22 protein-coding genes and 1 other annotated feature are annotated in these 20,334 nt (G+C 53.9%); of the genes, 8 read left to right on the top strand and 14 right to left on the bottom strand.

The window, feature by feature from the left end; genetic code table 11:
• Nucleotides 1-5: 5 nt before the first annotated feature.
• Both L1F29_RS10905 and L1F29_RS10900 read left to right on the top strand, forming a co-directional pair.
• Nucleotides 6-716 (top strand): 2-phosphosulfolactate phosphatase, encoded by a 711-nt coding sequence (locus tag L1F29_RS10905; protein WP_258388336.1) that lies wholly within the window; start codon nucleotides 6-8, stop codon nucleotides 714-716.
• Nucleotides 717-807: 91 nt separating this feature from the next.
• A complete protein-coding gene (locus L1F29_RS10900; RefSeq protein WP_258388335.1) occupies nucleotides 808-1,269 on the top strand; it encodes a DUF441 domain-containing protein in 462 nt (153 codons plus the stop codon).
• Nucleotides 1,270-1,446: 177 nt separating this feature from the next.
• Here L1F29_RS10900 and L1F29_RS10895 read toward each other — a convergent pair whose 3' ends face one another.
• The 5 genes from L1F29_RS10895 to L1F29_RS10875 form a co-directional block, all read right to left on the bottom strand.
• Entirely contained in the window at nucleotides 1,447-2,700 is a 1,254-nt protein-coding gene (locus tag L1F29_RS10895; protein ID WP_258388334.1) for an aspartate kinase, read from the bottom strand.
• Nucleotides 2,701-2,825: 125 nt separating this feature from the next.
• Entirely contained in the window at nucleotides 2,826-3,383 is a 558-nt protein-coding gene (efp, locus tag L1F29_RS10890) for an elongation factor P (RefSeq protein ID WP_258388333.1), read from the bottom strand.
• A 119-nt stretch (nucleotides 3,384-3,502) separates the two neighbouring features.
• Nucleotides 3,503-4,573, bottom strand: coding sequence for a M24 family metallopeptidase (locus tag L1F29_RS10885; RefSeq protein WP_258388332.1), 1,071 nt, complete (start codon nucleotides 4,571-4,573; stop codon nucleotides 3,503-3,505).
• Between the two features lie 42 nt (nucleotides 4,574-4,615).
• Nucleotides 4,616-5,068: a type II 3-dehydroquinate dehydratase gene (aroQ, locus tag L1F29_RS10880; RefSeq protein ID WP_258388331.1), complete on the bottom strand. Its 453-nt coding sequence runs from the start codon at nucleotides 5,066-5,068 to the stop codon at nucleotides 4,616-4,618.
• Nucleotides 5,069-5,157: 89 nt separating this feature from the next.
• Nucleotides 5,158-5,670 (bottom strand): YqhR family membrane protein, encoded by a 513-nt coding sequence (locus L1F29_RS10875; RefSeq protein ID WP_258388330.1) that lies wholly within the window; start codon nucleotides 5,668-5,670, stop codon nucleotides 5,158-5,160.
• Between the two features lie 157 nt (nucleotides 5,671-5,827).
• Here L1F29_RS10875 and L1F29_RS10870 point away from each other — a divergent pair, with 157 nt between their 5' ends.
• Both L1F29_RS10870 and L1F29_RS10865 read left to right on the top strand, forming a co-directional pair.
• The gene (locus L1F29_RS10870; protein WP_373876497.1) at nucleotides 5,828-6,835 is read left to right on the top strand and encodes a DUF1385 domain-containing protein; all 1,008 of its coding nucleotides are present in this window, start codon (nucleotides 5,828-5,830) and stop codon (nucleotides 6,833-6,835) included.
• 36 nt (nucleotides 6,836-6,871) lie between these two features.
• Complete coding sequence (locus L1F29_RS10865; RefSeq protein ID WP_258388328.1) at nucleotides 6,872-7,159, top strand: hypothetical protein; 288 nt, start codon at nucleotides 6,872-6,874, stop codon at nucleotides 7,157-7,159.
• Here the strand turns inward: L1F29_RS10865 and L1F29_RS10860 are convergent.
• On the bottom strand, nucleotides 7,153-8,094 hold the full coding sequence (locus L1F29_RS10860) for a patatin-like phospholipase family protein (RefSeq protein ID WP_258388327.1): 942 nt from the start codon (nucleotides 8,092-8,094) through the stop codon (nucleotides 7,153-7,155). The genes L1F29_RS10865 and L1F29_RS10860 overlap by 7 nt on opposite strands.
• Nucleotides 8,095-8,265: 171 nt before the next feature.
• Entirely contained in the window at nucleotides 8,266-8,688 is a 423-nt protein-coding gene (mntR, locus tag L1F29_RS10855) for a transcriptional regulator MntR (protein ID WP_258388326.1), read from the bottom strand.
• Nucleotides 8,689-8,910: 222 nt separating this feature from the next.
• On the opposite strand from mntR, the gene splB reads away from it, so the two are divergent.
• Nucleotides 8,911-9,978, top strand: coding sequence for a spore photoproduct lyase (gene splB, locus L1F29_RS10850; protein WP_258388325.1), 1,068 nt, complete (start codon nucleotides 8,911-8,913; stop codon nucleotides 9,976-9,978).
• Here splB and L1F29_RS10845 read toward each other — a convergent pair.
• The 7 genes from L1F29_RS10845 to L1F29_RS10815 all read right to left on the bottom strand — a co-directional run bounded on the left by L1F29_RS10845 (nucleotide 9,975) and on the right by L1F29_RS10815 (nucleotide 16,944).
• Nucleotides 9,975-10,688, bottom strand: a complete 714-nt coding sequence (locus L1F29_RS10845) for a cytochrome c biogenesis CcdA family protein (RefSeq protein ID WP_258388324.1) — start codon at nucleotides 10,686-10,688, stop codon at nucleotides 9,975-9,977. The two genes, splB and L1F29_RS10845, sit on opposite strands and share 4 nt — an antisense overlap.
• Before the next feature lie 253 nt (nucleotides 10,689-10,941).
• On the bottom strand, nucleotides 10,942-11,745 hold the full coding sequence (locus L1F29_RS10840) for a metal ABC transporter permease (RefSeq protein ID WP_258388323.1): 804 nt from the start codon (nucleotides 11,743-11,745) through the stop codon (nucleotides 10,942-10,944).
• A complete protein-coding gene (locus tag L1F29_RS10835; protein WP_373876537.1) occupies nucleotides 11,733-12,539 on the bottom strand; it encodes a metal ABC transporter ATP-binding protein in 807 nt (268 codons plus the stop codon). Before L1F29_RS10835 ends, L1F29_RS10840 begins: the two co-directional genes overlap by 13 nt.
• A gap of 51 nt (nucleotides 12,540-12,590) precedes the next feature.
• Entirely contained in the window at nucleotides 12,591-13,547 is a 957-nt protein-coding gene (locus L1F29_RS10830; protein WP_258388321.1) for a metal ABC transporter substrate-binding protein, read from the bottom strand.
• 132 nt (nucleotides 13,548-13,679) lie between these two features.
• Nucleotides 13,680-15,671: a methionine--tRNA ligase gene (metG, locus tag L1F29_RS10825; protein ID WP_258388320.1), complete on the bottom strand. Its 1,992-nt coding sequence runs from the start codon at nucleotides 15,669-15,671 to the stop codon at nucleotides 13,680-13,682.
• Between the two features lie 99 nt (nucleotides 15,672-15,770).
• Nucleotides 15,771-16,044: a binding site (T-box leader), on the bottom strand.
• A gap of 174 nt (nucleotides 16,045-16,218) precedes the next feature.
• A complete protein-coding gene (gene yidD, locus L1F29_RS10820) occupies nucleotides 16,219-16,491 on the bottom strand; it encodes a membrane protein insertion efficiency factor YidD (protein WP_258388319.1) in 273 nt (90 codons plus the stop codon).
• 42 nt (nucleotides 16,492-16,533) lie between these two features.
• A complete protein-coding gene (locus L1F29_RS10815) occupies nucleotides 16,534-16,944 on the bottom strand; it encodes a Fur family transcriptional regulator (protein ID WP_258388318.1) in 411 nt (136 codons plus the stop codon).
• A gap of 214 nt (nucleotides 16,945-17,158) precedes the next feature.
• Between L1F29_RS10815 and L1F29_RS10810 the strand changes: the two genes are divergently transcribed.
• The 3 genes from L1F29_RS10810 to L1F29_RS10800 are packed head-to-tail and all read left to right on the top strand — an operon-like array spanning nucleotide 17,159 to nucleotide 20,240.
• Nucleotides 17,159-18,151 (top strand): Gfo/Idh/MocA family protein, encoded by a 993-nt coding sequence (locus L1F29_RS10810; RefSeq protein ID WP_258388317.1) that lies wholly within the window; start codon nucleotides 17,159-17,161, stop codon nucleotides 18,149-18,151.
• A gap of 28 nt (nucleotides 18,152-18,179) precedes the next feature.
• A complete protein-coding gene (locus L1F29_RS10805) occupies nucleotides 18,180-19,157 on the top strand; it encodes an AraC family transcriptional regulator (protein ID WP_258388316.1) in 978 nt (325 codons plus the stop codon).
• Nucleotides 19,158-19,160: 3 nt separating this feature from the next.
• Nucleotides 19,161-20,240 (top strand): Gfo/Idh/MocA family protein, encoded by a 1,080-nt coding sequence (locus tag L1F29_RS10800; protein ID WP_258388315.1) that lies wholly within the window; start codon nucleotides 19,161-19,163, stop codon nucleotides 20,238-20,240.
• Nucleotides 20,241-20,334: the final 94 nt, after the last annotated feature.

The following is a 20,334-nucleotide window of genomic DNA, read 5'->3' as shown; positions in this document are numbered from 1 at the left end:
CAAACATGCGTATTGAAGTCATCTCGAACGTAAATGAGGCGAGGGCTGACCGGATCACGCACCGGACGGCCATCGTCATCGATGTCCTGCGCGCCACGAGTACGATTGTCGCGGCATTGGAAGCCGGGTCGGCAGGCATTCTGCCGGTCGAAACGGTCCTGGAAGCCCGCACGCTGCAGCGGCCGTCCGACTTGCTCGCCGGCGAGCGCTTCTGCCGCAAAATCGCAGGCTTCGACCTCGGGAACTCACCTCCGGACTTCATACCGGAAACGGTCAAGAACCGGCGTATTATTTTGACGACGACGAACGGAACCCGAGCGATGCAGAAAGCGCTTCGCGCCGACACCGTCCTGGCCGGGTCGCTGACGAACGGTTCGGCATGCGCCAAGGCAGCCATCGATTTCAGGCGCGATATTGTGCTGATCTGCTCCGGCAGCCACGACGAATTCGCGCTGGAGGACGGATTATGCGCCGGGTTCATTATCGACCGTCTGCTGGCGTTCGCATCAACCAATGTCGAGATCGATGACTTTGGCACCGCCATGCTCGGTTATTATCGAAACACGGCAGGCCGCATAACGGATGCGCTGCTGGGAAGCACGACAGGCAGGCGGCTCGTGAAAATGGGATATGCCCGCGACATCGATCATTGCGCCAAATCGGATTGCTGCGCTGTAGTCCCCAAACTTCAAGGCGATACACTTGTGCTCGGATGACATATCGGGGGAGCTTGTTCCATACAATGGAGTATGGACGCCGCATCGGATAAGCGCGGCGATGCTGAACAGTTCGGGGGAGCAGACAAGCATGAATGGGCAAATCGTATTGGTTGTTCTCATTATCATTGGATTAATTGGCCGCTCGCCGATCATCTCGACGGCGGCATGCGTACTCCTTGTCGTCCAGCTCGTCCATCTGGAGCGGTATTTGCCGACGATCGAAAGACGGGGACTGGAGCTCGGACTGCTGTTTCTTACCTTTAGCGTGCTCGTTCCTTTCGCATCCGGGCGGATTCAATCGAAGGAAATCGTAAGCGCACTGACCTCTTGGCCGGGGATCCTTGCGTTGACTGGCGGCGCCCTTGCCACGTATGTGAACGGCAAAGGATTGGAGATGCTCAAGTTCGATCCCCAGCTTATTGTCGGTCTCGTGGTGGGCTCCATTATCGGCATCGTGTTTTTTCGCGGCATACCTGTCGGTCCTCTGATGGCCGCAGGCATTACGGCGATTCTATTCAAGCTGTTCAGCTTCATTGCAAGCCGGTTCTAGGCCGCGTGATAATCGACAGGGCTGGCGGATCGTTCGGGAGCAAATCGGAAGCGGTAAACGGCCTGACCGTGAATAGGTTTGCTAGATCGTATTAAGAATGAAGAAAAGGGAAGGCTCGGAGAGCAGAATCATCTGCTTCCCCAAGCCTTCCCTTTTCTCTTCCGTGCCGATCTTCGATTAACGGCGATCCTGCGGACCACCTACGAAAACCTGCTCCGCGGTATCCAAACCGTAAGCGGTATGGAGTGCGCGGACAACTTCTTGTACCTGCTCGGCGGCAATGACGCACGAAACGCGAATTTCCGATGTGCTCACCAATTTGATGCTGATGCCAAGACCCGAGATAACGTCGAACATCTTCGCCGCAACGCCCGGATTGCTGACCATTCCGGCGCCCACGATCGATACCTTGACCAGGTTCTCTTCGGAATTCACTTCGCGGAAAGGCACTTCGCCGCGGATGCTCTCCACCACGGAGATCGCCTTCTCCTTGTCGCTCAGAGAGACGGTGAATGAGAAGTCGGCTTTGCCGTCCTGGACTCCGCTTTGCACGATAATGTCCACATTGATTTCACTCGCTGCCAGCGCGCCGAATACTTTGGCGAGAACTCCGGGAATATCCTCTACGCCCAGAATGCTGATTCTTGCTACGTTCTTGTCATAAGCGATACCGCGAACGGCGACCCCTTGCTCCATGACCGTTTCCTCCTTCACACTCGTCCCTTCGTTCTGCGTAAAGCTTGAACGTACGACTAGACGTACATTATAGTGTTTCGCATATTCCACCGCGCGTGGATGCAGAACGGCCGCGCCCAAATTGGCGAGCTCCAGCATCTCGTCGTACGAAATCTCATCCAGCTTGCGTGCGCATTTCACAATCCGCGGGTCCGTCGAATAAACGCCGTCCACATCGGTATAAATTTCGCAAACGTCGGCGTTAATCGCCGCAGCCAGCGCTACGGCAGTCGTATCCGAGCCGCCGCGTCCGAGCGTCGTAATTTCGCCGTCGTCCGACATCCCTTGGAATCCGGCGACAATGACCGCATGGCCTTCTTCGAAAGCTTTGAATATCCGGCTTGGCTCGATATCCGTTATGCGAGCTTTACCGTGTACGGCTTCCGTACGAATTCCCGCTTGCCAGCCGGTTAAGGACATGGCGGTGTGGCCAATTTGATGAATGGCCATGGATAATAGGGCAACCGATATTTGTTCACCCGTCGTGAGCAGCATATCCATCTCGCGTGCCGGCGGGTTAGAATTAAGCAGCTTTGACTGATCGATCAGATCGTCTGTCGTATCCCCCATCGCCGAAACGACGACCGCGACTCGATGACCGGCTTCTTTATAATCGGCAATCCGTCTGGCGACACGCTGCATCCGCTCGGTCGAGCCTACGGAGCTGCCGCCGAACTTCATTACAATCAACGACAACGCAGATCCACTCCCCAATGATTCTATTCCATCACAAAATAAGATTATAGCACATTTTTACCGGTTTGAATATGAAAAAACCGCCCGGGCAGCCGCCCGGACGGTTCATCAGAAGCGCACCAATCCTAGGCGCGCGAGATATATTTGCCTTCGCGGGTATCAATCAGCAGCACGTCGCCTTCATTAATGAAGAGCGGCACTTGAAGCGTATGCCCTGTTTCGACCGTAGCGCTCTTCGTTGCGCCTTGAGCCGTATTGCCTTTAACGCCGGGCTCGGTCTCGGTGACCTTCAGGTCCACGCTGTTCGGCATCGTAATTCCGATGATTTCGCCCTGGTAGCTGGCAATGTTCACCGTCATGTTTTCTTTCAGGAAGTTCAGCTCCCACTCGAGCTGATCGCGATCCAGATTGAACTGATCGAACGTTTCATTATCCATGAACGTATATTCGTTGCCGGAGTTGTACAGGTATTGAACGGCGCGGTTCTCTACGTGAGCGCGGCCGATGTTTTCGCCGGCGCGGAACGTTTTTTCCACCGTATTGCCGTTGCGCAGGTTTTTCAGCTTGGAGCGGACGAACGCTGCACCTTTACCTGGCTTAACATGCTGGAATTCTAGAACGGTAAAGATGTCGCCATCCACTTCAACGGTAAGGCCTGTTTTAAAATCATTGACTGAAATCACTAAGATTCCTCCTAAAAGTTTTGAGTAGCATTGCTTCACTGGACATCTTCACAACAAAACTGCTTCGGAAGCATAAGCTGAAGTAGTGGCGCATGTGTGGCGTCCAACCAAAATTTTGACTAAATTCGTTGCAGTTCCTTCGATGATGCGGTTAGCAGCGAGATGCCGCTCTCCGTAATGACAATGTCGTCCTCGATCCGTACGCCGCCGAATCCGGGCAAGTAAATGCCGGGTTCAACCGTAACCGTCATTCCCGGCTGGAGGACGATGTCTCCGGTCTTGGACAGCCGCGGCGCTTCATGAATTTCCATTCCGAGCCCATGGCCCGTCCCGTGACCGAACCGGTCGCCGTATCCGTACCGGGTGATAACGTCGCGCGCCAGCGCATCCGCTTCCCTGCCCGTCATGCCGGGTTTGATACCGCTTAACGTGGTTAGCTGCGCTTCCAGCACAATGTCATAAATTTCGCGGTGGCGGTCCGACGGGCTGCCGACCACGACCGTACGCGTCAGATCGGAGCAGTATCCGTTCATATACGCACCGAAATCCAGCTTGACGAATTCGTCGCTGCCGATGATCCGGTCGCTTGCAACGCCATGCGGCAGCGCGGACCGTTCGCCCGAAGCAACGATCGTCTCGAAGGAAGAGGATGTCGCCCCTCTGCTTCTCATGAACATTTCCATCTCTAGCGCGATATCGCGTTCGCGGACACCGGGCTTAATGTACGCCAGAATATGCGAGAATGTTTCATCGGCGAGGGCGGCTGCTTCGCGCATGACGGCAAGCTCGTCTTCGTCCTTGAACATGCGGATCTGCTCCACGATGGAGGAGGTCGGCACAAGCTCAAGCCCGCTTAAGCTCTGCTGCCAATTGGCGTACTCGCCGAAAACGACATGATCCTGTTCGAATCCAAGGCGCTTGATACCGGCTGCTGCAGCCAGCTCCGCGATCGTATCGATCGCCCGGATACCGTGCTCAATGACGGTGAAGCCGCGCGCCTGCTGAGCGGCCTGGGTGCCATAACGAAAATCCGTTACGAGCCAGCCGTCCGCTGCGGTCAGCAAGACCATGCCTGCCGAGCCTGTAAACCCGCTTACATACCGCCTGTTCACCGCGCTTCCGATCAACAGCCCGTCCAAATTTAACTCCATCAGCTTGTTTCTGATCGCTGACACACGTTTATTCGACATACAACCACCCTTTCGGCATACCGCGGCTAGAGGAAGAGCTGCTTACCCTTCGCTCTGCTGCGACTGAAGATGCTGCACAAGTGCCGACAGTCCAAGCACATAGCTATGTGCGCCGAAGCCCGCAATTTGTCCGACTGCAACGGGTGCGATTACGGATAAGTGCCGGAACGGTTCCCGCTTGTGAATGTTGGACATATGCACTTCGACGACGGGAATGGCAACCGTGCTGAGGGCATCGCGCAAAGCGTAACTGTAATGCGTCAATGCGCCGGGATTAATCAGAATCCCTGACACGCTGCCGTAAGCTTCATGAATACGGTCAATCAGGAAGCCTTCGTGGTTGGATTGAAAGAACGACGTTTCGACGCCAAGGGATGCGGCCGATTCCCTCACAGCCGCTTCAATATCCGCGAGCGTCGCCGTACCGTAAACACCAGGCTCGCGTACGCCGAGCATGTTCAAGTTCGGTCCGTTCAAGACGAGTATGGAATGCATAATTACCTCCCGGCGCATAAGTCAATTGACATTTTACCACAAAGACCCACGCTTTGAGAAGTAGCAGCGCAAGGGGGCGTCCCGTACCGTCAGTACGCTCCGGCCGCCTCCTTGGGCTCCCTCGTCGCCTCGTCATGGAACTCGAATGCGATCGTATATCCGATGAACAGCCCCCACAGCAAATAGATCGACAGCTCCGTCGCAAGCGTATCGTATCCGATCTTGTAGTACGGCTCTGTAATACCGATTAGCGGACCAAGCCAGATGAAGATAACCAGCCACCATACGCCCCCATATAAAATTCCCCAACGCGGCCCTCTTAAACGTCCGAGTATCAGCATATACAAGTAGGTCGCTGCGATGGAAAAGATGACAAAGCTGCCTAATCCGGCCAGCTGACCCCAGCCTGTCTTCAAAAAGGCATGGCGAAAAAAAGGCTCGATAAGAAAACCCGGGATCACTTTCGTAAAATGGATGGCGTACAGCAGCCAATGGGTCGCCCCCCAGATCAGTCCCCCGAAAAATCCCAGCTTAAGCCCGTAAAGCACCCGGTTCGTCCGGTGCTTCCGCTTATGCCGGATGCGTTTGCTCGTTAGCTGCATCGCGAATATCCTCCATATGTATGCGGCATGAAAGTGCCTATCCGTCCTAGTATGCGCAAAATCTGCCGTCATAATCGCCTCCGGGCTGATGATGCCGCGCGAACGAAGCCACTCGCATTCAGGCCGCGAATCAAGTACAATGATTGTAGATTGCCTCATGCAATTTTTAATTTTACTAAAGGATGGTGATTCGCCCTTGTCGCAGGACGCACGAAATATTTATGGGGGACAAGCGGTCATCGAAGGCGTCATGTTTGCCGGCAAACATGTAAACGTTACGGCGGTTCGCCGCAAGAACGACGAGATCGTCTTCTATGAAGTACCACGCACTACGAAACCTTGGATTCAAAAGCTGAAGAAAATACCGCTGCTTCGCGGAATCGTCGGTATCCTAGAATCGAGCGCCAAAGGCTCGCAGCATTTGAATTTCTCGATGGAAGCCTACGCGGAGGACGAATATCCGGACGAAAATGCCAAAGAAGAAGAGGCCGAAAAGAAGAAAGAGGAGAAGAGCGGCTGGAGCCTGAGCATGATCGTAGGCGTTGCGGTCGCGGGCGTGCTTTCTTTTATTTTCGGGAAGCTTGTGTTTACCGTCGTGCCGGCAGCTATTACAGAGTTGATCTTTGGACATGACAAAGTGAATATAGTAGTTAACAACCTCATTGAAGGCCTTATCAAAATCACATTCCTGCTTTCGTATCTGTACATCATCTCCTTGACGCCGCTTATCAAACGGCTGTTCCAGTATCACGGTGCCGAGCATAAAGTGATTAGTGCCTATGAAGGCGGGGTCGATTTGACCGTTAAGAACGTTCAACGTTTCACGCGCCTTCATTACCGGTGCGGAAGCAGCTTTATCGTATTCTCGGTCATCGTCGGCGTCGTGATCTATTCGCTCCCTATCTTTACTTGGGACTCGATGTGGGAACGCATTTATTTGAGAGTTCTGCTGCTGCCTGTTGTACTGGGCGTTTCCTATGAAACGCTGCGCTTCACGAATGCGATGCGCGACATGCCGCTCTTACGTTCACTCGGCTACCCTGGCCTGTGGCTGCAGAAGCTCACGACGAAAGAACCGACCGACGAGCAAGTAGCCGTATCCATCGCTTCTTTCAAAAGGATGCTCGAGATCGACCGTCAGATGGGCATGGGCAAGTCAGCTTAAGACCTGGTCAAGTATCGGAAAGAAAGGATGAGGGTCATGCCTCGAAAATGGAGTCCATTGTCTATCTTCATTCTCACGCTAGCCGGTTTGGGTCTTGTGTATCAACTGATCTACTATCCTGGCAGGCTTCTAATTCCCGTCGTCGTGCTCGGCGTCATCTTCATGGCCTATGTTCTTCAGCGGAGGGGACCGCATGTGAAACATCGGACGAAATCCGCCTCACGCCGCGAGCAGCCCCAAAGCAAGCCCAAGTCGCGAAAGACGGTACCGTTCCGCGTCATTGAGGGCGGCAAGGATGACGACAATCTGCCGAAGTATCACTGATTGGATTTGAACGCAATGCAGTCAGGCGCGTCGAAGAATTCGCGAGCTGCCTCATAGCCGGAACAATACAGCGCGTCGCTCTCCTCTTTGGAGAGTTGGAAATCCGTCGTACGAACGCCAAGGGTCGGAATTTTCACCGTGCGGTACCTGTTCTGCTTCTCGATATAGCGTTCATCATGCGCCTGAAGCATCGTTTCGAACATCGCTTGAAACATCGAAACCGGACCTCGTATAATGCGGGGTTCGGTTTCGTTTTTTCCTACCATCTGATACCCGACGGTCGGGATCTGCTGATTCGCGCCGCGCTGCTCGGTATCGAACATCCATAGCGGAAAGTTGCTTAATAATCCGCCGTCGACAATATACGCCCATACATTCTTTTTCCCGTTATCCAGCATGCTTCGTTCATTCATCCGGATCCGGACAGGATCGAAAAAATAAGGGATGCTCGTGCTCATGCGGACCGCGGCCGCCACCGACATGCGCATGGGGTCAAGCCCGTAATTCCGCATATCATTGGGCAGAACGAGCAGCTTGCCGTTCGTAATATCGGATGCCACGATGCGTAGCTTATCCTTTGGCAAATCGGCAAAAGTACGCACCCCTTTCTCTTCGAGCAGGCGCGTAATCCAGAGCGTCAACGCCTCTCCGCTGTACAAGCCCCGCTTGACGAACACGCGGATCGCCGGGCCGATCACATTGATGCGATAGAGCCCTCCGCGCTTAAGGAAAGCACGGAAGGGAGTCGATTCGATGATTTCCTTCATCTCCATCGCGCTGTATCCAGCGGCAAGCAAAGCTGCAATAATCGAGCCGGAAGACGTGCCTGCAAGCCGGTGAAACGAAACTCCCCTCTCTTCTGTCGCGCAAACTGCGCCTACCAGCGATATGCCTTTCACTCCTCCGCCCTCAAACACCGCATTTATACTCGTCATGGCGTCATTGCACCCCTCCTGTGCGGTTGACAGCCTCTGTACCGGCCGCTTTCGCTTGCTGATGTATATGCGGCACCTGCTTGACTAAGCCCTCCGGCTTCGGATTCCCAAGGATCGGCTGGAAAATGAAAAACCGCCCCCCTTGATCAGGTGGCGGTTCGCCATGCGCTGTTATTCGTTATCCAATTCCGCGCGAATGGCCTTCAACTCATCCATTCGGCTCTCATCCTTCTGGAAGTAGGCCACGAGCGTCTCGATGCAGGTGATCGAGTCCCAGCTCAAGTGATGCTCAATGCCCTCGACATCCTTATAAATATTCTCATCCTGCACACCGATGATCGTCAAGAACGATTCGAGAAGCTGATGCCGGTCAACAAGCCGCTTGCCCATCTTCTTCCCTTTGTTTGTCAGGACGAGTCCACGATATTTCTCATATATCAAATAGTTGTCCTTATCCAATTTCTGGATCATCTTGGTCACGGATGAAGGATGAACTTCAAGTCCTTCCGCAATGTCGGATACACGCGCATATCCTTTTTCGTCAATAAGTTTATAGATTCGTTCCAAGTAGTCTTCCATGCTAGGCGTCGGCATCGAAAGAACCTCCATTCCACCTTACAACATTCGAGATGCTGCTGATTATTCTTCTGCTTCAGCCCGATCTTAAGTTCAACCGCGTGTTGCTCTTTAGTATCATACACTGATGGGCCGTACTGCCGCAACCTGTACACGGAACTTTCCATGATTGATTGATGAAGGCCGGGTACAAACTAGGTTAAGAAAAAACGGTAGTATCCTCATAAGGAGGCACCAATAATGAGCACGACCTTGAATGCGCCGCCTGGCAGCCGAAGCGTCCATGCATCCTTTGTCCCGGAGCTCGTCTACTTTGATCCGGCCGCATTCGACTATCCGAAGGGACAGCGTATCCTGGAATGGGTCAAGGAAAGGAATATTCCGTACCGGATGACGACCTCCCATAACCGGATAACGGACTTGCCGGGGAATACGGAGCAGGAAAAGTATAAGATCGCCAAACGGACGCTCGTAGTCGGTATCCGCAAAACGTTGAAGTTCGATACGTCCAAGCCCTCTGCCGAATACGCCATTCCGATCGCAACCGGCTGCATGGGCCACTGCCATTATTGCTATTTACAAACCACTTTGGGCGCAAAGCCATACATCCGGGTTTATGTGAATATGGATGATATTCTGGACGCGGCCAAGGCCTATATCGATGAGCGCATTCCGGAAATAACGCGCTTCGAAGCAGCCTGCACCTCCGATCCTGTCGGGTTAGAGCCGATCACCGGAAGCCTGCGCGAGCTGATCGAATTTATGGCCGGTCAGGAATACGGCCGCCTCCGCTTCGTCACGAAATTCCATGATGTAGATTCGCTGCTGGATGCGCGTCACAACGGGCATACGCGAATCCGCTTCAGCTTGAACAACAAATATATCATCCGGCACTTCGAGCCTTCAACATCCCGCTTCGAGCAGCGGATCGAGGCCGCGGCCAAAGTCGCACGCGCCGGCTACCCCCTTGGCTTCATCATTGCTCCCATCATCTGGCATGATGGCTGGGAGGCGGGCTATACCGAGCTGTTCGAATCGCTCCACAAAGCACTTCCGAAGGATGCGTCAAGCGGACTGACGTTCGAGCTTATTCAGCACCGGTTCACGAAGACGGCCAAAGGCGTCATCGAGAAGCGCTATCCGAGAACGAAGCTGGAGATGGATATCGAGAAGCGGAAATACAAGTGGGGCCGCTGGGGTCAAGGCAAATACGTATACCCCGACGAGCAAGCAAAAGCGCTCCGCATGTTTATCTCGGAGCGCATCTTCGAGTATTTTCCCGATTCCACTATTGATTATTTCACTTAGAATTTCAGCCAATCCGGCGTTATGGAATTGAGCCAAACGGTAATTCTGGTCATCTGATCGGTGAAGAGCAGAACGCCCATCAGCAGCATTATTGCGCCGCCGATCTTCATCATGATCGACGAATACCGTACAATCCAGCGCGCCGAGCCGATGAAGAAGGCCAGCACGAAGAAAGGAATCGCGAAGCCAAGTGCATAAGCCGTCGTCAGCTGGAACCAAGTCCCCGGCTCCGATGCGGCCAGGGCCAGAATGGAAGCCAGGATCGGGCCGGTACACGGCGACCAGCCGGCGGAGAAGCCGATGCCGAATACGAAGGAAGCCAGATAGCCGGACTTATTCATTTTGAGCGGCAGTTTGCGTTCCTTGAGCAGCATCTTCGGCTGAATCAGACCGATCAGAATCAGACCCATCAGGATGATGAGAACAGCGGAAAGCTGTCGTATTAGATCCTGATAATTGGCGAATAAATCCGCGAAAGCGTTCGTGCCGTAGCCCAGCGTGTAATAGACAACCGAGAAGCCCAGAATAAAGAATAAGGTATGCGTCATGGTACGGATCCTTATTTCTTTGCCGGGCTTCTCGCTCTTCAAATCGGTTACGGATACGCCGGTTATGTAGGACAGGTAAGACGGATACAGAGGCAGGCAGCAGGGCGAAATAAACGAAGCGATACCGGCCCCGAACGCGATCACCACATTCACGTCCGACATGACAACCCTCCTCAAAGTTTTGTGAGCATCATTCGCTGCCGAAGGAGCGAATTCGAGCAAAACTGGCCTCGGAAGCATACGCTAAAAGTTTTGTGAGCACTATTCGCTTCCGAAGGAGCGAATTCGAGCAAAGTTGAACCAGAAAGCACGACGAGCGGAGCAGGAAGAATGATTGGAGAAGCGTTAGCGGTCGACTTAGTTCCAATAAACATTCTGCCTGCGCAGCGGGCTATGCTCCAATCATTGGTTCAACTCATGTGGTTATCCTTCGCCTGAACGTTAGAAGCAGCAGGAGCAAGGCAATCAAGAGCAGCACGATCGAGCCGCCAGGCGCCAGGTTCCATACCCCCGCGATCAGCAAGCCTCCGACTACCGCCAGTTCGGCGATGATGACGACTGTAACGATACTCTGGCGGAAGCTCCGAGCGATGATCAGACTGCAGGCAGTCGGTATGGTTAAGAGTGCCGAAACGAGCAAAGCGCCCACAATTTTGATCGATACGCTAATGACCAGCGCCGTTAGAATACTGATCATCATATTAAAATATTTGGTCGGCAAGCCGCTGACCGAGGCCGCATCTTCATCGAAGGTAAGCAGGAAGAGCTCCTTGGCATGCAGAGCGACAGCCAGCAGCACGATGACCGTCACGATGGCGATCATGATCAGATCAATATCGTCAAGCGTATAAATACTGCCGAACAAATAGCCGTTAACGTTAACATTGAATCCTTTGCCAAGCGTAAACAGCAGCGAGGCGAGCGCGACGCCGCCCGACATGATGATCGCAATCGACAGCTCGGCGTAGGTCTTGTACGCTTTGCGAAGCTTCTCGATCGCGAATGTGGCCGCCAGCGCGAATACCAGCCCGACGCCGATCGGATATACGCCGATAAGGAAGCCGAGCGCAACGCCGGCGATGGATACGTGGGCAAGCGTATCCCCGATCATCGATAGCCGCCGAAGCACAAGAAAGAGTCCCATCAGCGGGGCCGTAATGCCAATCAGCAATCCGCCGATCAATGCCCTTTGAAAAAATTCGCTCGTTATGATTTCCAACCCGCTGCGCCCACTTTCTCATTCTCGATCAACTGACGCAATCCCCATAAGCCGTGCGCCAAATTCGTCTCCACGCAATCCTCCAGATCATGCGAATGCTTCACGAAAAATTTAAGCTTCCCGCATTCGCTCTTCGGCTTCTCGCCGATATAAGAACGGATCATGTCGATATCATGAGAGACCATCAGAAATGTAATATTATGATGCTGGTGCATATGTTTGATCAAATGGAAGAAGCCTTCCTGGGTTTCGACATCGATGCCGACCGTAGGCTCGTCCAGGATGAGCAGCGCAGGGTTATTGATCAATGCCCTCGCCAGAAAAGCGCGCTGCTGCTGGCCGCCGGAGAGCTGTCCGATCCGCTTGCCCGCCAGATCCTCGATATTCATCGCATGGAGCGCTTCTTCGCACTTCTGCTGATCTGCCTTCGAAATCCGGCGGAACAGCTTGCTGCGGCCGTATAGTCCGGACAGCACAACCTCGCGCACCGTCGCCGGAAATAACGGGTTGAACGCATTCTTCTGGGGTACGTAGCCGATCCGGTGCCAGTCGCGGAATTGCCCGATCGGCTCGCCGAACAGCTTGATCATGCCGCTCTCAGGCTTTAGCAGTCCGACGATCATTCGCAGCAGGGTCGTCTTCCCCGCTCCGTTCGAGCCGATCAGACCGACAAAATCCCGTTCCTGGATACTGAAATTGACATGCTCGAGGACTGGTTTCTGCTGGTACGCGAAGGATACGTCGACCAACTCGATAATATTCTGATGACATGCTGACTGATGGTTTGGATTGATTTCGGCTGCCACGCTATCCTTCCTCCCTTCCGGACGATGTTTTCATTCCTTCTATTGTAATGCTTGGAGCAAATTTTGCAAATTAGCGTTCATGAGCGAGAAATAATCGTCGCCGTTCTTCTCCTGGTCAGGCGTCAGCCCTTCTACCGGATTAAGCACAAGCGTCTCCGCATCCGCCTCACGCGCTAATGTACGGGCCAGCTCATCCGATACAAGCTCTTCGAAGAAAATATACTTGACGCCGTTTTCTTTCACGAACTTGGCGATCTTAAGCAGATCCTGCGCTTTCGGCTCCGCATCGGGAGACAGTCCCATAATGGAAACTTGACGAAGCCCATAATCGCGAGCCAAATAGCCGAAGGCATTATGGGATACCACGATATCCTTCTTTGGAGCCGCGCCAAGCTTAGCCGTATATTCGTCATCCAGCGCAGTCAGCTTCGACTCCAATTGTTTGTAGTTGGCTTCATATTCCGCTTGGTGTTCGGGGTCGACGGAGCTCAAGCCAGCCAGCACATTGGCCGCCATAATCTTCATCGATTTGGGGCTTACCCATGTGTGCGGATCGTGATGCCCCCCGGCATCCTTCCCGTCATGGTCTTCATGCTCATGCTCATCTGTGCCATCGGCTTCGATCAGCTTGATTCCTTCGCTACCCTCTTTCGTCACCAGCTTGCTGTCCTTGCGCAATCCTTCGAGAAAGTCATCCGTCCATCCTTCGAACCCCGCCCCGTTATATAGAAAGAGCTGAGCATTGGAGGCCGTCTCCAAATCCTGGCTCTTCGGACTCCAATCATGCGGCTCTACGCCGGCCGGTATGAGATTAATGACATTCGCCTGATCGCCGCCGATTTGCTGGGCCAGAAAATAAAGCGGATAGAAGCTTGTCACGACATTCGTCTTCCCCTCGACAAGCTTGCTTTGTTTGCCGCTACCGCAGCCGGTCAGCACGGTCGTCATGATGACGAGTGCCATGATCGCCGCTATTCCATATCGTTGATAACGCATGTTGAACCTACTCCTCATTCCTCTTATTCGTAATCGTAACTATTACGTTATAGATTATATCGGCAGCAGGCATGCCTGTCAACGACAAACCGACGGCGCATGACGCGCCGTCGGTTTGTCGTTCAAACAAGCTTATTTCACGATAGCGCCGTTCGGCATGTTCTCGGGAACCGTTGCCAGCGTCAGCTGATCGCCGACGGAGGCGGCTAGAATCATTCCCTGCGACAGCTCGCCGCGCAGCTTGACCGGCTTAAGATTCGTGACGCAGATCACTTTGCGCCCGATCATCTGCTCCGGCGTATAGTACATGGCGATACCGGAGACGACCTGTCGCTGCTCATAGCCCAGGTCCAGCTGGAGCTTCAGCAGCTTGTCGGCCTTCTTGACCGGCTCGGCGGCAATAACCTGCGCCACGACCAGCTGTACCTTAGCGAAATCATCGATGGTGATTTCATCCTTAAGCTCAGGCGCCGCGGTTACTGCCGGTGCGGCAGCACCCTCCTGCTGAGGCTCCTTCGCCTCCTCGGACGGCGAGGTGCCGCCGGTCATGCTAGCCGCGATATAAGCCACCTCCTCGGCAACGTCAAGCCGCGGGAAGATCGGCTCCGCCTTCGAGACTTGCGTCCCGCCCGGCAGAAGTCCGAATGTTCTTGTGCTTTCCCAGGTGGACAATCCGCCTTCAGGTATGCCGAGCTGTCTGCGGATTTCGCCCGGGGCATTCGTCAGGAACGGCTGAAGCAGCACCGATATGATCCGCTGCGATTCGGCCAGATGGTACATCGCGGATGCAAGCTCTTCCTTCTTCGTCTCATCCTTCGCGAGCGCCCAAGGCTGCGTCTCGTCGATATATTTATTCGTACGGCCGATCAGATGCCAAATAGCCGTCAATGCAATCGAGAACTCCATCTTCTCCATGGAAGCTTCAACCTGATCAACCGTTCCGGCTGCAAGCGCGGACAGCGAGGAATCGTATTCCGTTACGCTGCCGTTATAGGCAGGGATTGCTCCATCGAAATATTTGCCGATCATCGCAATCGTACGGTTCAGCAAGTTGCCCAGGTCATTGGCCAAATCAAAGTTGATGCGTTCGACGAAATTCTCCGGCGTAAACATGCCGTCGGCGCCGAACGGAACCTCGCGAAGCAGAAAATAGCGCAGCGCGTCCAGCCCATAACGGTCAATCAATACGACAGGGTCGACGACATTGCCCTTCGACTTCGACATCTTCCCGTCCTTCGCCAGAAACCAACCATGGGCGAAGACTTTCTTCGGAAGCGGGAGCCCCAGCGCCATTAGCATGATCGGCCAATAGATGGTGTGGAAGCGAACGATCTCCTTGCCCACCAGATGCACGTCAGCCGGCCAGAACGTATCGAATTTCTCCGCATTCGCAGAACCGTAGCCAAGCGCTGTTATATAGTTGGACAAGGCGTCGATCCAAACATATACGACATGCTTCGGATCGCCCTTTACCTTGATTCCCCATTCGAACGTCGTCCGGGATACCGCGAGATCTTCGAGTCCTGGCTTGATAAAATTATTGATCATCTCATTCTTGCGGGACTCCGGCTGAATGAACCCGGGATTGTCTTCATAGTATTGAAGCAGCCTGTCCGCATACTTGCTCATCCGGAAGAAGTAGCTCTCTTCCTTCACCAGCTCCACCGGGCGTCCGCAATCCGGACATTTGCCGTCCACAAGCTGACGCTCGAGGAAGAACGATTCGCATGGCGTGCAGTACCAGCCTTCGTACGTGCCCTTGTAGATGTCGCCCTGCTGCAGGAGACGGTCGAAAATCTCCACGACGATGTCCTTATGCCGCTGCTCGGTCGTGCGGATAAAATCATCGTTGGAGATGTCCAGCTTCCTCCACAGCTCCTTGATCGTCACGACGATATCGTCGACGAACTGCTGCGGCGTCTTGCCTTTCTCCTCGGCCTTGCGTTCGATCTTCTGGCCATGCTCGTCCGTTCCGGTCAAGTACCAGACTTTATAGCCAAGCAGGCGCTTATAGCGCGCCATCACGTCGCCCGCTACCGTCGTATACGCATGTCCGATATGGAGCTTGTCGCTCGGATAATAGATTGGCGTTGTAATATAGAACGTTTTATTCGCTTCGCTCATGAGAGAGCCCCCTTCATTAGTGGTAGAACGGCTGAACTGCGCTTGCAAGCATGGACAAAGTCCTTCTTTTGTAAGTAAAACAGAAAAAAGCCTCGTCCACTATGGGACGAAAGCTTCATAGCTCACGCGGTACCACCCAAATTCCCCCCGCCGCGGCAAGCGCGGCGAAAGCTTCATTAAGCGCCGTCCAAGGACGGCAGCAGGCGGATAACGCGGCCGCGCGCCGCCCCCTAAGCCGCAGCGGACAAAAGCTGCCGGTTCGAAAGCGGATTCTCCCGGACCATATTCCAGAAGATGCGCCTTGCCGGTTCTCAGCAATCCCGGCTCTCTGATAAGGGCTACGCTTCTGTACTCATCCGTTCATCGAAGGGTTGATTATGTGTGAATGTGCTCTTGCTCCAAACTATACCGAATCCGGCGCTTCACTGTCAAGGGCAGCCCGCCGCTTCCGGTCAGCGACGGTTGAACAGCCGATTCGAAAGACCATGCTTGCCATTATTAAGGATAGGTTTCGTATAGCGAATCGGGAATCCTCCCGCTTGACTTCTTATGGCTGCGTCTCCCGGTCTTCGGCTTCTTGCGTCCGCTGCGCCTGACGTTCCGCGCGCGTCGGCGGCACGTAGTCGATCCCGCCCGGATGAAACGGGTGGCAGCGGCTGATGCGCCTGACGGCCAGCCAGCTCCCTCGAAGCGGGCCATGCTTCTCGATCGCCTGCAGCGCATACTCGGAGCAGGTCGGATAGAACCGGCAGGTCGGCGGCTTAAGCGGGGATATATAGCGCCGATAGACGTGAATGGGCGCTTGTAAAACTTTTCGCATCGGCGGTCCCTCCTGATCGAATGAATTCGCGCCGGATACTTATCAGCCGCAGGCCTCGCAATAACCGAAAACCTCAAACTTATGCTTCACCACGTTGAAGTTCTCCGGAACCTCCGTTTTTTCCATCGGGCAAAATGTGATCGGATAGGTTTTGCCGCAATTCAAACAGATGAGGTGATGATGATGATGATTCTCCCGGCAGTGAAGCTTGAACTTCACTCCTTCCTCGAACACGACCTGTTCCAGGACGCCCAGCTCTTCCATTACGCGCAGATTGCGGTAGACCGTGTCAAAGCTTAACCCGCTATATGTTTTTTCCATATATTCATAGACGGCTTTAGGAGACAAATATCCGGGCGTGTCCGCAAACAGCTTGGCCAGCGTCTTGCGTTGATCCGTTATTCGCAATCCTTGAGCAGACATCCGTTCGACGATTTCTTCCGTTGTCAACACCTTGAGTACCCTCCGCATGTGCATTCTTTCATTCCATAATGCCCGAAAACGGGGGTCACGTCAATTCAAGAGGCATACTATCGAATCGCGACAGAAATGATGTCGTAATTTTACAGTCGGGTTGTCATGTAAATCGATTAAAGACCATTACCATTTGTGTTACCTTATCGTTGTGTCGCATAATTAGAGTAACATACCCAGGAGGAATATAATCATGATTCGAGTTGCAATGCTGAGTTACTGGCACGTACATGCATGGGATTACACAAATCAGGTTCTGGCGAATAGTGAAACGGAAGTTGCTTGCGTATGGGACGAAATACCTAGCAGAGGCAAGGAAAATGCAGAAAAGCTTGGCGTTCCTTTTGTCGCAGATTTGGATGAAGTGCTCGCACGTACGGACGTTGACGCTGTCGTTGTCGACACGCCGACGAATATCCATCGTGACGTCATGGTGAAGGCCGCTCGCGCTGGCAAACATATTTTCACCGAAAAAGTTGTCGCGCCTACTTTAAAAGAAGCGAATGAAATTTTGACGGCCGTACGCGAAGCCGGCGTCAAGCTGACCGTATCGCTGCCGCGCTTGAATGACGGCTACACGCTTGCCGCTCAAGAAGTGATTGGCAAAGGGCTGCTGGGCAGACTCACCCAAGCACGCGTACGCCTGTCGCATAACGGCGCTACAGCAGGCTGGCTGCCTGAGCACTTCTACAACTTGGAGCAGTGCGGCGGCGGGGCTCTGATCGATCTCGGCTGTCATCCGATGTACCTGAACCGTCTCTTCCTCGGTCTGCCGCAGAGCATTAACGCGTCCTACGGCTTTATTACCGGCAAGGATGTCGAAGACAACGCTGTAGCTACGCTAAAATACGACAACGGCGCCGTCGGGATTGTCGAAGCAGGATTCGTTAACAGCCACTCTCCTTTCTGCGTGGAGCTGCACGGCACGGATGGTTCGCTGCTCTTTGGATTCCCGGATGCAACGATGAAGGTTCGCAGCAGCAAACTGGAATCGAATGAATGGGTAACCTATGAGCTTCCGGCTAACCGCCAGTCCGCATTCGATCAATGGGTTGGCCACATCCTAAGCGGCACGAACGCGGATGAGAACATCGAGCTTGCCGTCGATCTGACCAAACTGATGGAAGCCGCCAACATTTCCGCAGCCGAGAAACGCGACGTCCGCATCTCAGAATTGCAAAACTAATTCCGCCGGCAGGAAGGATCGAAACATTATGGGTAAACCGTTTGCTTACGCGCTTATGACCGAGAAACCGGATGCTATCGACCGTCTCGACATCCGCTTTCGCTGGGGCAGCTACGGATTTCGCGTGCTTCGCTGCCACCTGACGTCCTTTCCGCCAGGCAAAATAATCCGGTTCCATAAACATTCGGAATACGAGTTTCATTTTATTCCGCGCGGCAAAGGCACGATCAGCTTCGAACAAGGCGAATATCCGGTACATGAAGGCCAGTTTTATTTGACCGGCCCCGGAATTCTGCATCAGCAGGAAGCGGACACCAAAGATCCGATGGACGAGCTGTGCCTTCACATCGTGATTACGCCCCTGGACAAGGACGATTCCGAGGCTTGGGGCGAGTCCTGGGAAGAAAGGGAAGCGAAAGCGTGCATTCAGGCGCTCGATGCGCTCCCCCTTCGGCCCTTGGCTGATCAGTACAACGCAATGGCCTGGTTCTTAACCGCCTACCGTGCATGGCATGACGGACAGCCTGGCGCCTATTCGACCATCAAGCAAGCCATCATACAAATATTGCTGCGCGCTTCCCGCATGTCCTTGCTTCCCGGCGTTACCTATGAGCCGCCAGGGCGCAATATCAATGAGCACCGTTTTCAGATGGCGACACAGTTCATTCATGACAACTACGCATCTGCATTGTCTCTGAAAGAAGTCGCCGAGCGGATTCCGATCAGCGGCAGGCAGCTGCAGCGCATCTTTCGCGAGCAAGGCGCAGAATCGTTCAGCACCTATTTGGAGAATTACCGGTTAAACCAAATATGCAATGCGATCGTGGAAGGTCGGGGACCGATCGAGCAGATCGCGCTGGAACACGGATTTGCGAGCGGCAATTACCTTTATTACGTCTTCAAGAAACGCTTCGGCATGACGCCGAAGCAGTACAAAGAGCGTCATTCAGGCGGTACGTTAGCGTCAACATCTGATCCTAAATCTGATCCTAAAGGAGATCGATAAGAGATGACTAAAACCATGCGAATCGGTATTATTGGAAGCGGCGGCATTGCACATGCTCATATCAATCAATATAAGAAGCTGGCCGATGTGGAAATTGTAGGCGTTGCGGACGTTGTGCCCGGCAAGGCGAAACAATTCGTGGAGGCGCAAGGATTGGGCGGCGCACAGCCTTTCGAGGATCACCGCAAGCTGCTCGAGCTGGATCTTGACGGCGTCAGCATCTGTACGCCTAACGTCTCTCACCATCAGACGACGGTCGACGCGCTTCGCGCTGGCAAGAACGTCCTGCTGGAGAAGCCGATGTCCGTTACGTTGGCCGAGGCTATCGACATGGTGGAAACGCAGCGCGAGTCCGGCAAGATGCTGACGATCGGCTTTCAGCCGCGTTACGACCCCAACATGAAGCTCGTCCAAGACATTGTACAGTCCGGCAAGCTCGGCAAGGTGTATTATGTGGAAACCGGCGGCGGCCGCCGCAGAGGCATGCCTGGCGGCACATTCATCCGCAAGGAGCTGGCGGGAGCCGGAGCAATGGCCGACATCGGCTGTTATTCGCTGGACATGGCTTTGAACGCAATGGGATATCCGAAACCGCTTACGGTATCGGCCTATACTTCGAACTATTTTGGCACGAATCCGCTTTACCACCCGCAAGCCAGTCAGTTCGAGGTGGAAGATTTCGGCGTAGCGCTAGTGCGCTTCGAAGGCGATCTGGTGCTTCAGTTCAAAATCTCATGGGCGATGCATATGGATTCCCTTGGCTCGACGATGTTCCTCGGCAGCGAAGGCGGCTTGAAGGTCAATCCGCACGGCACGGGCAACTGGTCCGGCGTATGGGACGGCAAAGTCGGCAACATGACGCTCTTCCATGATTTCATGGGACAGCAGACGTCGACGCCAGTACCGGTCATCGAGCATCAGAAGGATCTCTTCTTCGAGAAGGTGCGCGATTTCGTTGAAGCCGTTCGCGAAGACCGTCCGGCACCGATCCCAGGCGATCAAATTCTGATCCAGCAGGCCATTATCGACGGCGTGCTCCGTTCTGCCGAAAGCAAGCGCGAAGTGGCGATCGAGCTTCCATAAAGCAACCGGTTAGATACTTATAGCTATAGAAAAAGGCTTCCTGCCGGCGACTCAAGTCGCTGATGCAGGAAGCCTTTTTTAACATACGTTCAAT

The sequence above is a fragment of the Paenibacillus spongiae genome (assembly GCF_024734895.1).
Taxonomy (GTDB): domain Bacteria; phylum Bacillota; class Bacilli; order Paenibacillales; family Paenibacillaceae; genus Paenibacillus_Z; species Paenibacillus_Z spongiae.
This window is presented reverse-complemented; position numbering and strand designations above follow the sequence as displayed.

Coding starts and splice junctions, on each gene's coding strand:
- L1F29_RS10905 (WP_258388336.1), top strand. CDS start 6: ATGCGTATTGAAGTCATCTCGAACGTAAATGAGGCGAGGGCTGACCGG.
- L1F29_RS10900 (WP_258388335.1), top strand. CDS start 808: ATGAATGGGCAAATCGTATTGGTTGTTCTCATTATCATTGGATTAATT.
- L1F29_RS10885 (WP_258388332.1), bottom strand. CDS start 4,573: ATGTCGAATAAACGTGTGTCAGCGATCAGAAACAAGCTGATGGAGTTA.
- aroQ (WP_258388331.1), bottom strand. CDS start 5,068: ATGCATTCCATACTCGTCTTGAACGGACCGAACTTGAACATGCTCGGC.
- L1F29_RS10875 (WP_258388330.1), bottom strand. CDS start 5,670: ATGCAGCTAACGAGCAAACGCATCCGGCATAAGCGGAAGCACCGGACG.
- L1F29_RS10870 (WP_373876497.1), top strand. CDS start 5,828: ATGCAATTTTTAATTTTACTAAAGGATGGTGATTCGCCCTTGTCGCAG.
- L1F29_RS10865 (WP_258388328.1), top strand. CDS start 6,872: ATGCCTCGAAAATGGAGTCCATTGTCTATCTTCATTCTCACGCTAGCC.
- L1F29_RS10860 (WP_258388327.1), bottom strand. CDS start 8,094: ATGACGAGTATAAATGCGGTGTTTGAGGGCGGAGGAGTGAAAGGCATA.
- mntR (WP_258388326.1), bottom strand. CDS start 8,688: ATGCCGACGCCTAGCATGGAAGACTACTTGGAACGAATCTATAAACTT.
- splB (WP_258388325.1), top strand. CDS start 8,911: ATGAGCACGACCTTGAATGCGCCGCCTGGCAGCCGAAGCGTCCATGCA.
- L1F29_RS10845 (WP_258388324.1), bottom strand. CDS start 10,688: ATGTCGGACGTGAATGTGGTGATCGCGTTCGGGGCCGGTATCGCTTCG.
- L1F29_RS10830 (WP_258388321.1), bottom strand. CDS start 13,547: ATGCGTTATCAACGATATGGAATAGCGGCGATCATGGCACTCGTCATC.
- metG (WP_258388320.1), bottom strand. CDS start 15,671: ATGAGCGAAGCGAATAAAACGTTCTATATTACAACGCCAATCTATTAT.
- yidD (WP_258388319.1), bottom strand. CDS start 16,491: ATGCGAAAAGTTTTACAAGCGCCCATTCACGTCTATCGGCGCTATATA.
- L1F29_RS10810 (WP_258388317.1), top strand. CDS start 17,159: ATGATTCGAGTTGCAATGCTGAGTTACTGGCACGTACATGCATGGGAT.
- L1F29_RS10805 (WP_258388316.1), top strand. CDS start 18,180: ATGGGTAAACCGTTTGCTTACGCGCTTATGACCGAGAAACCGGATGCT.
- L1F29_RS10800 (WP_258388315.1), top strand. CDS start 19,161: ATGACTAAAACCATGCGAATCGGTATTATTGGAAGCGGCGGCATTGCA.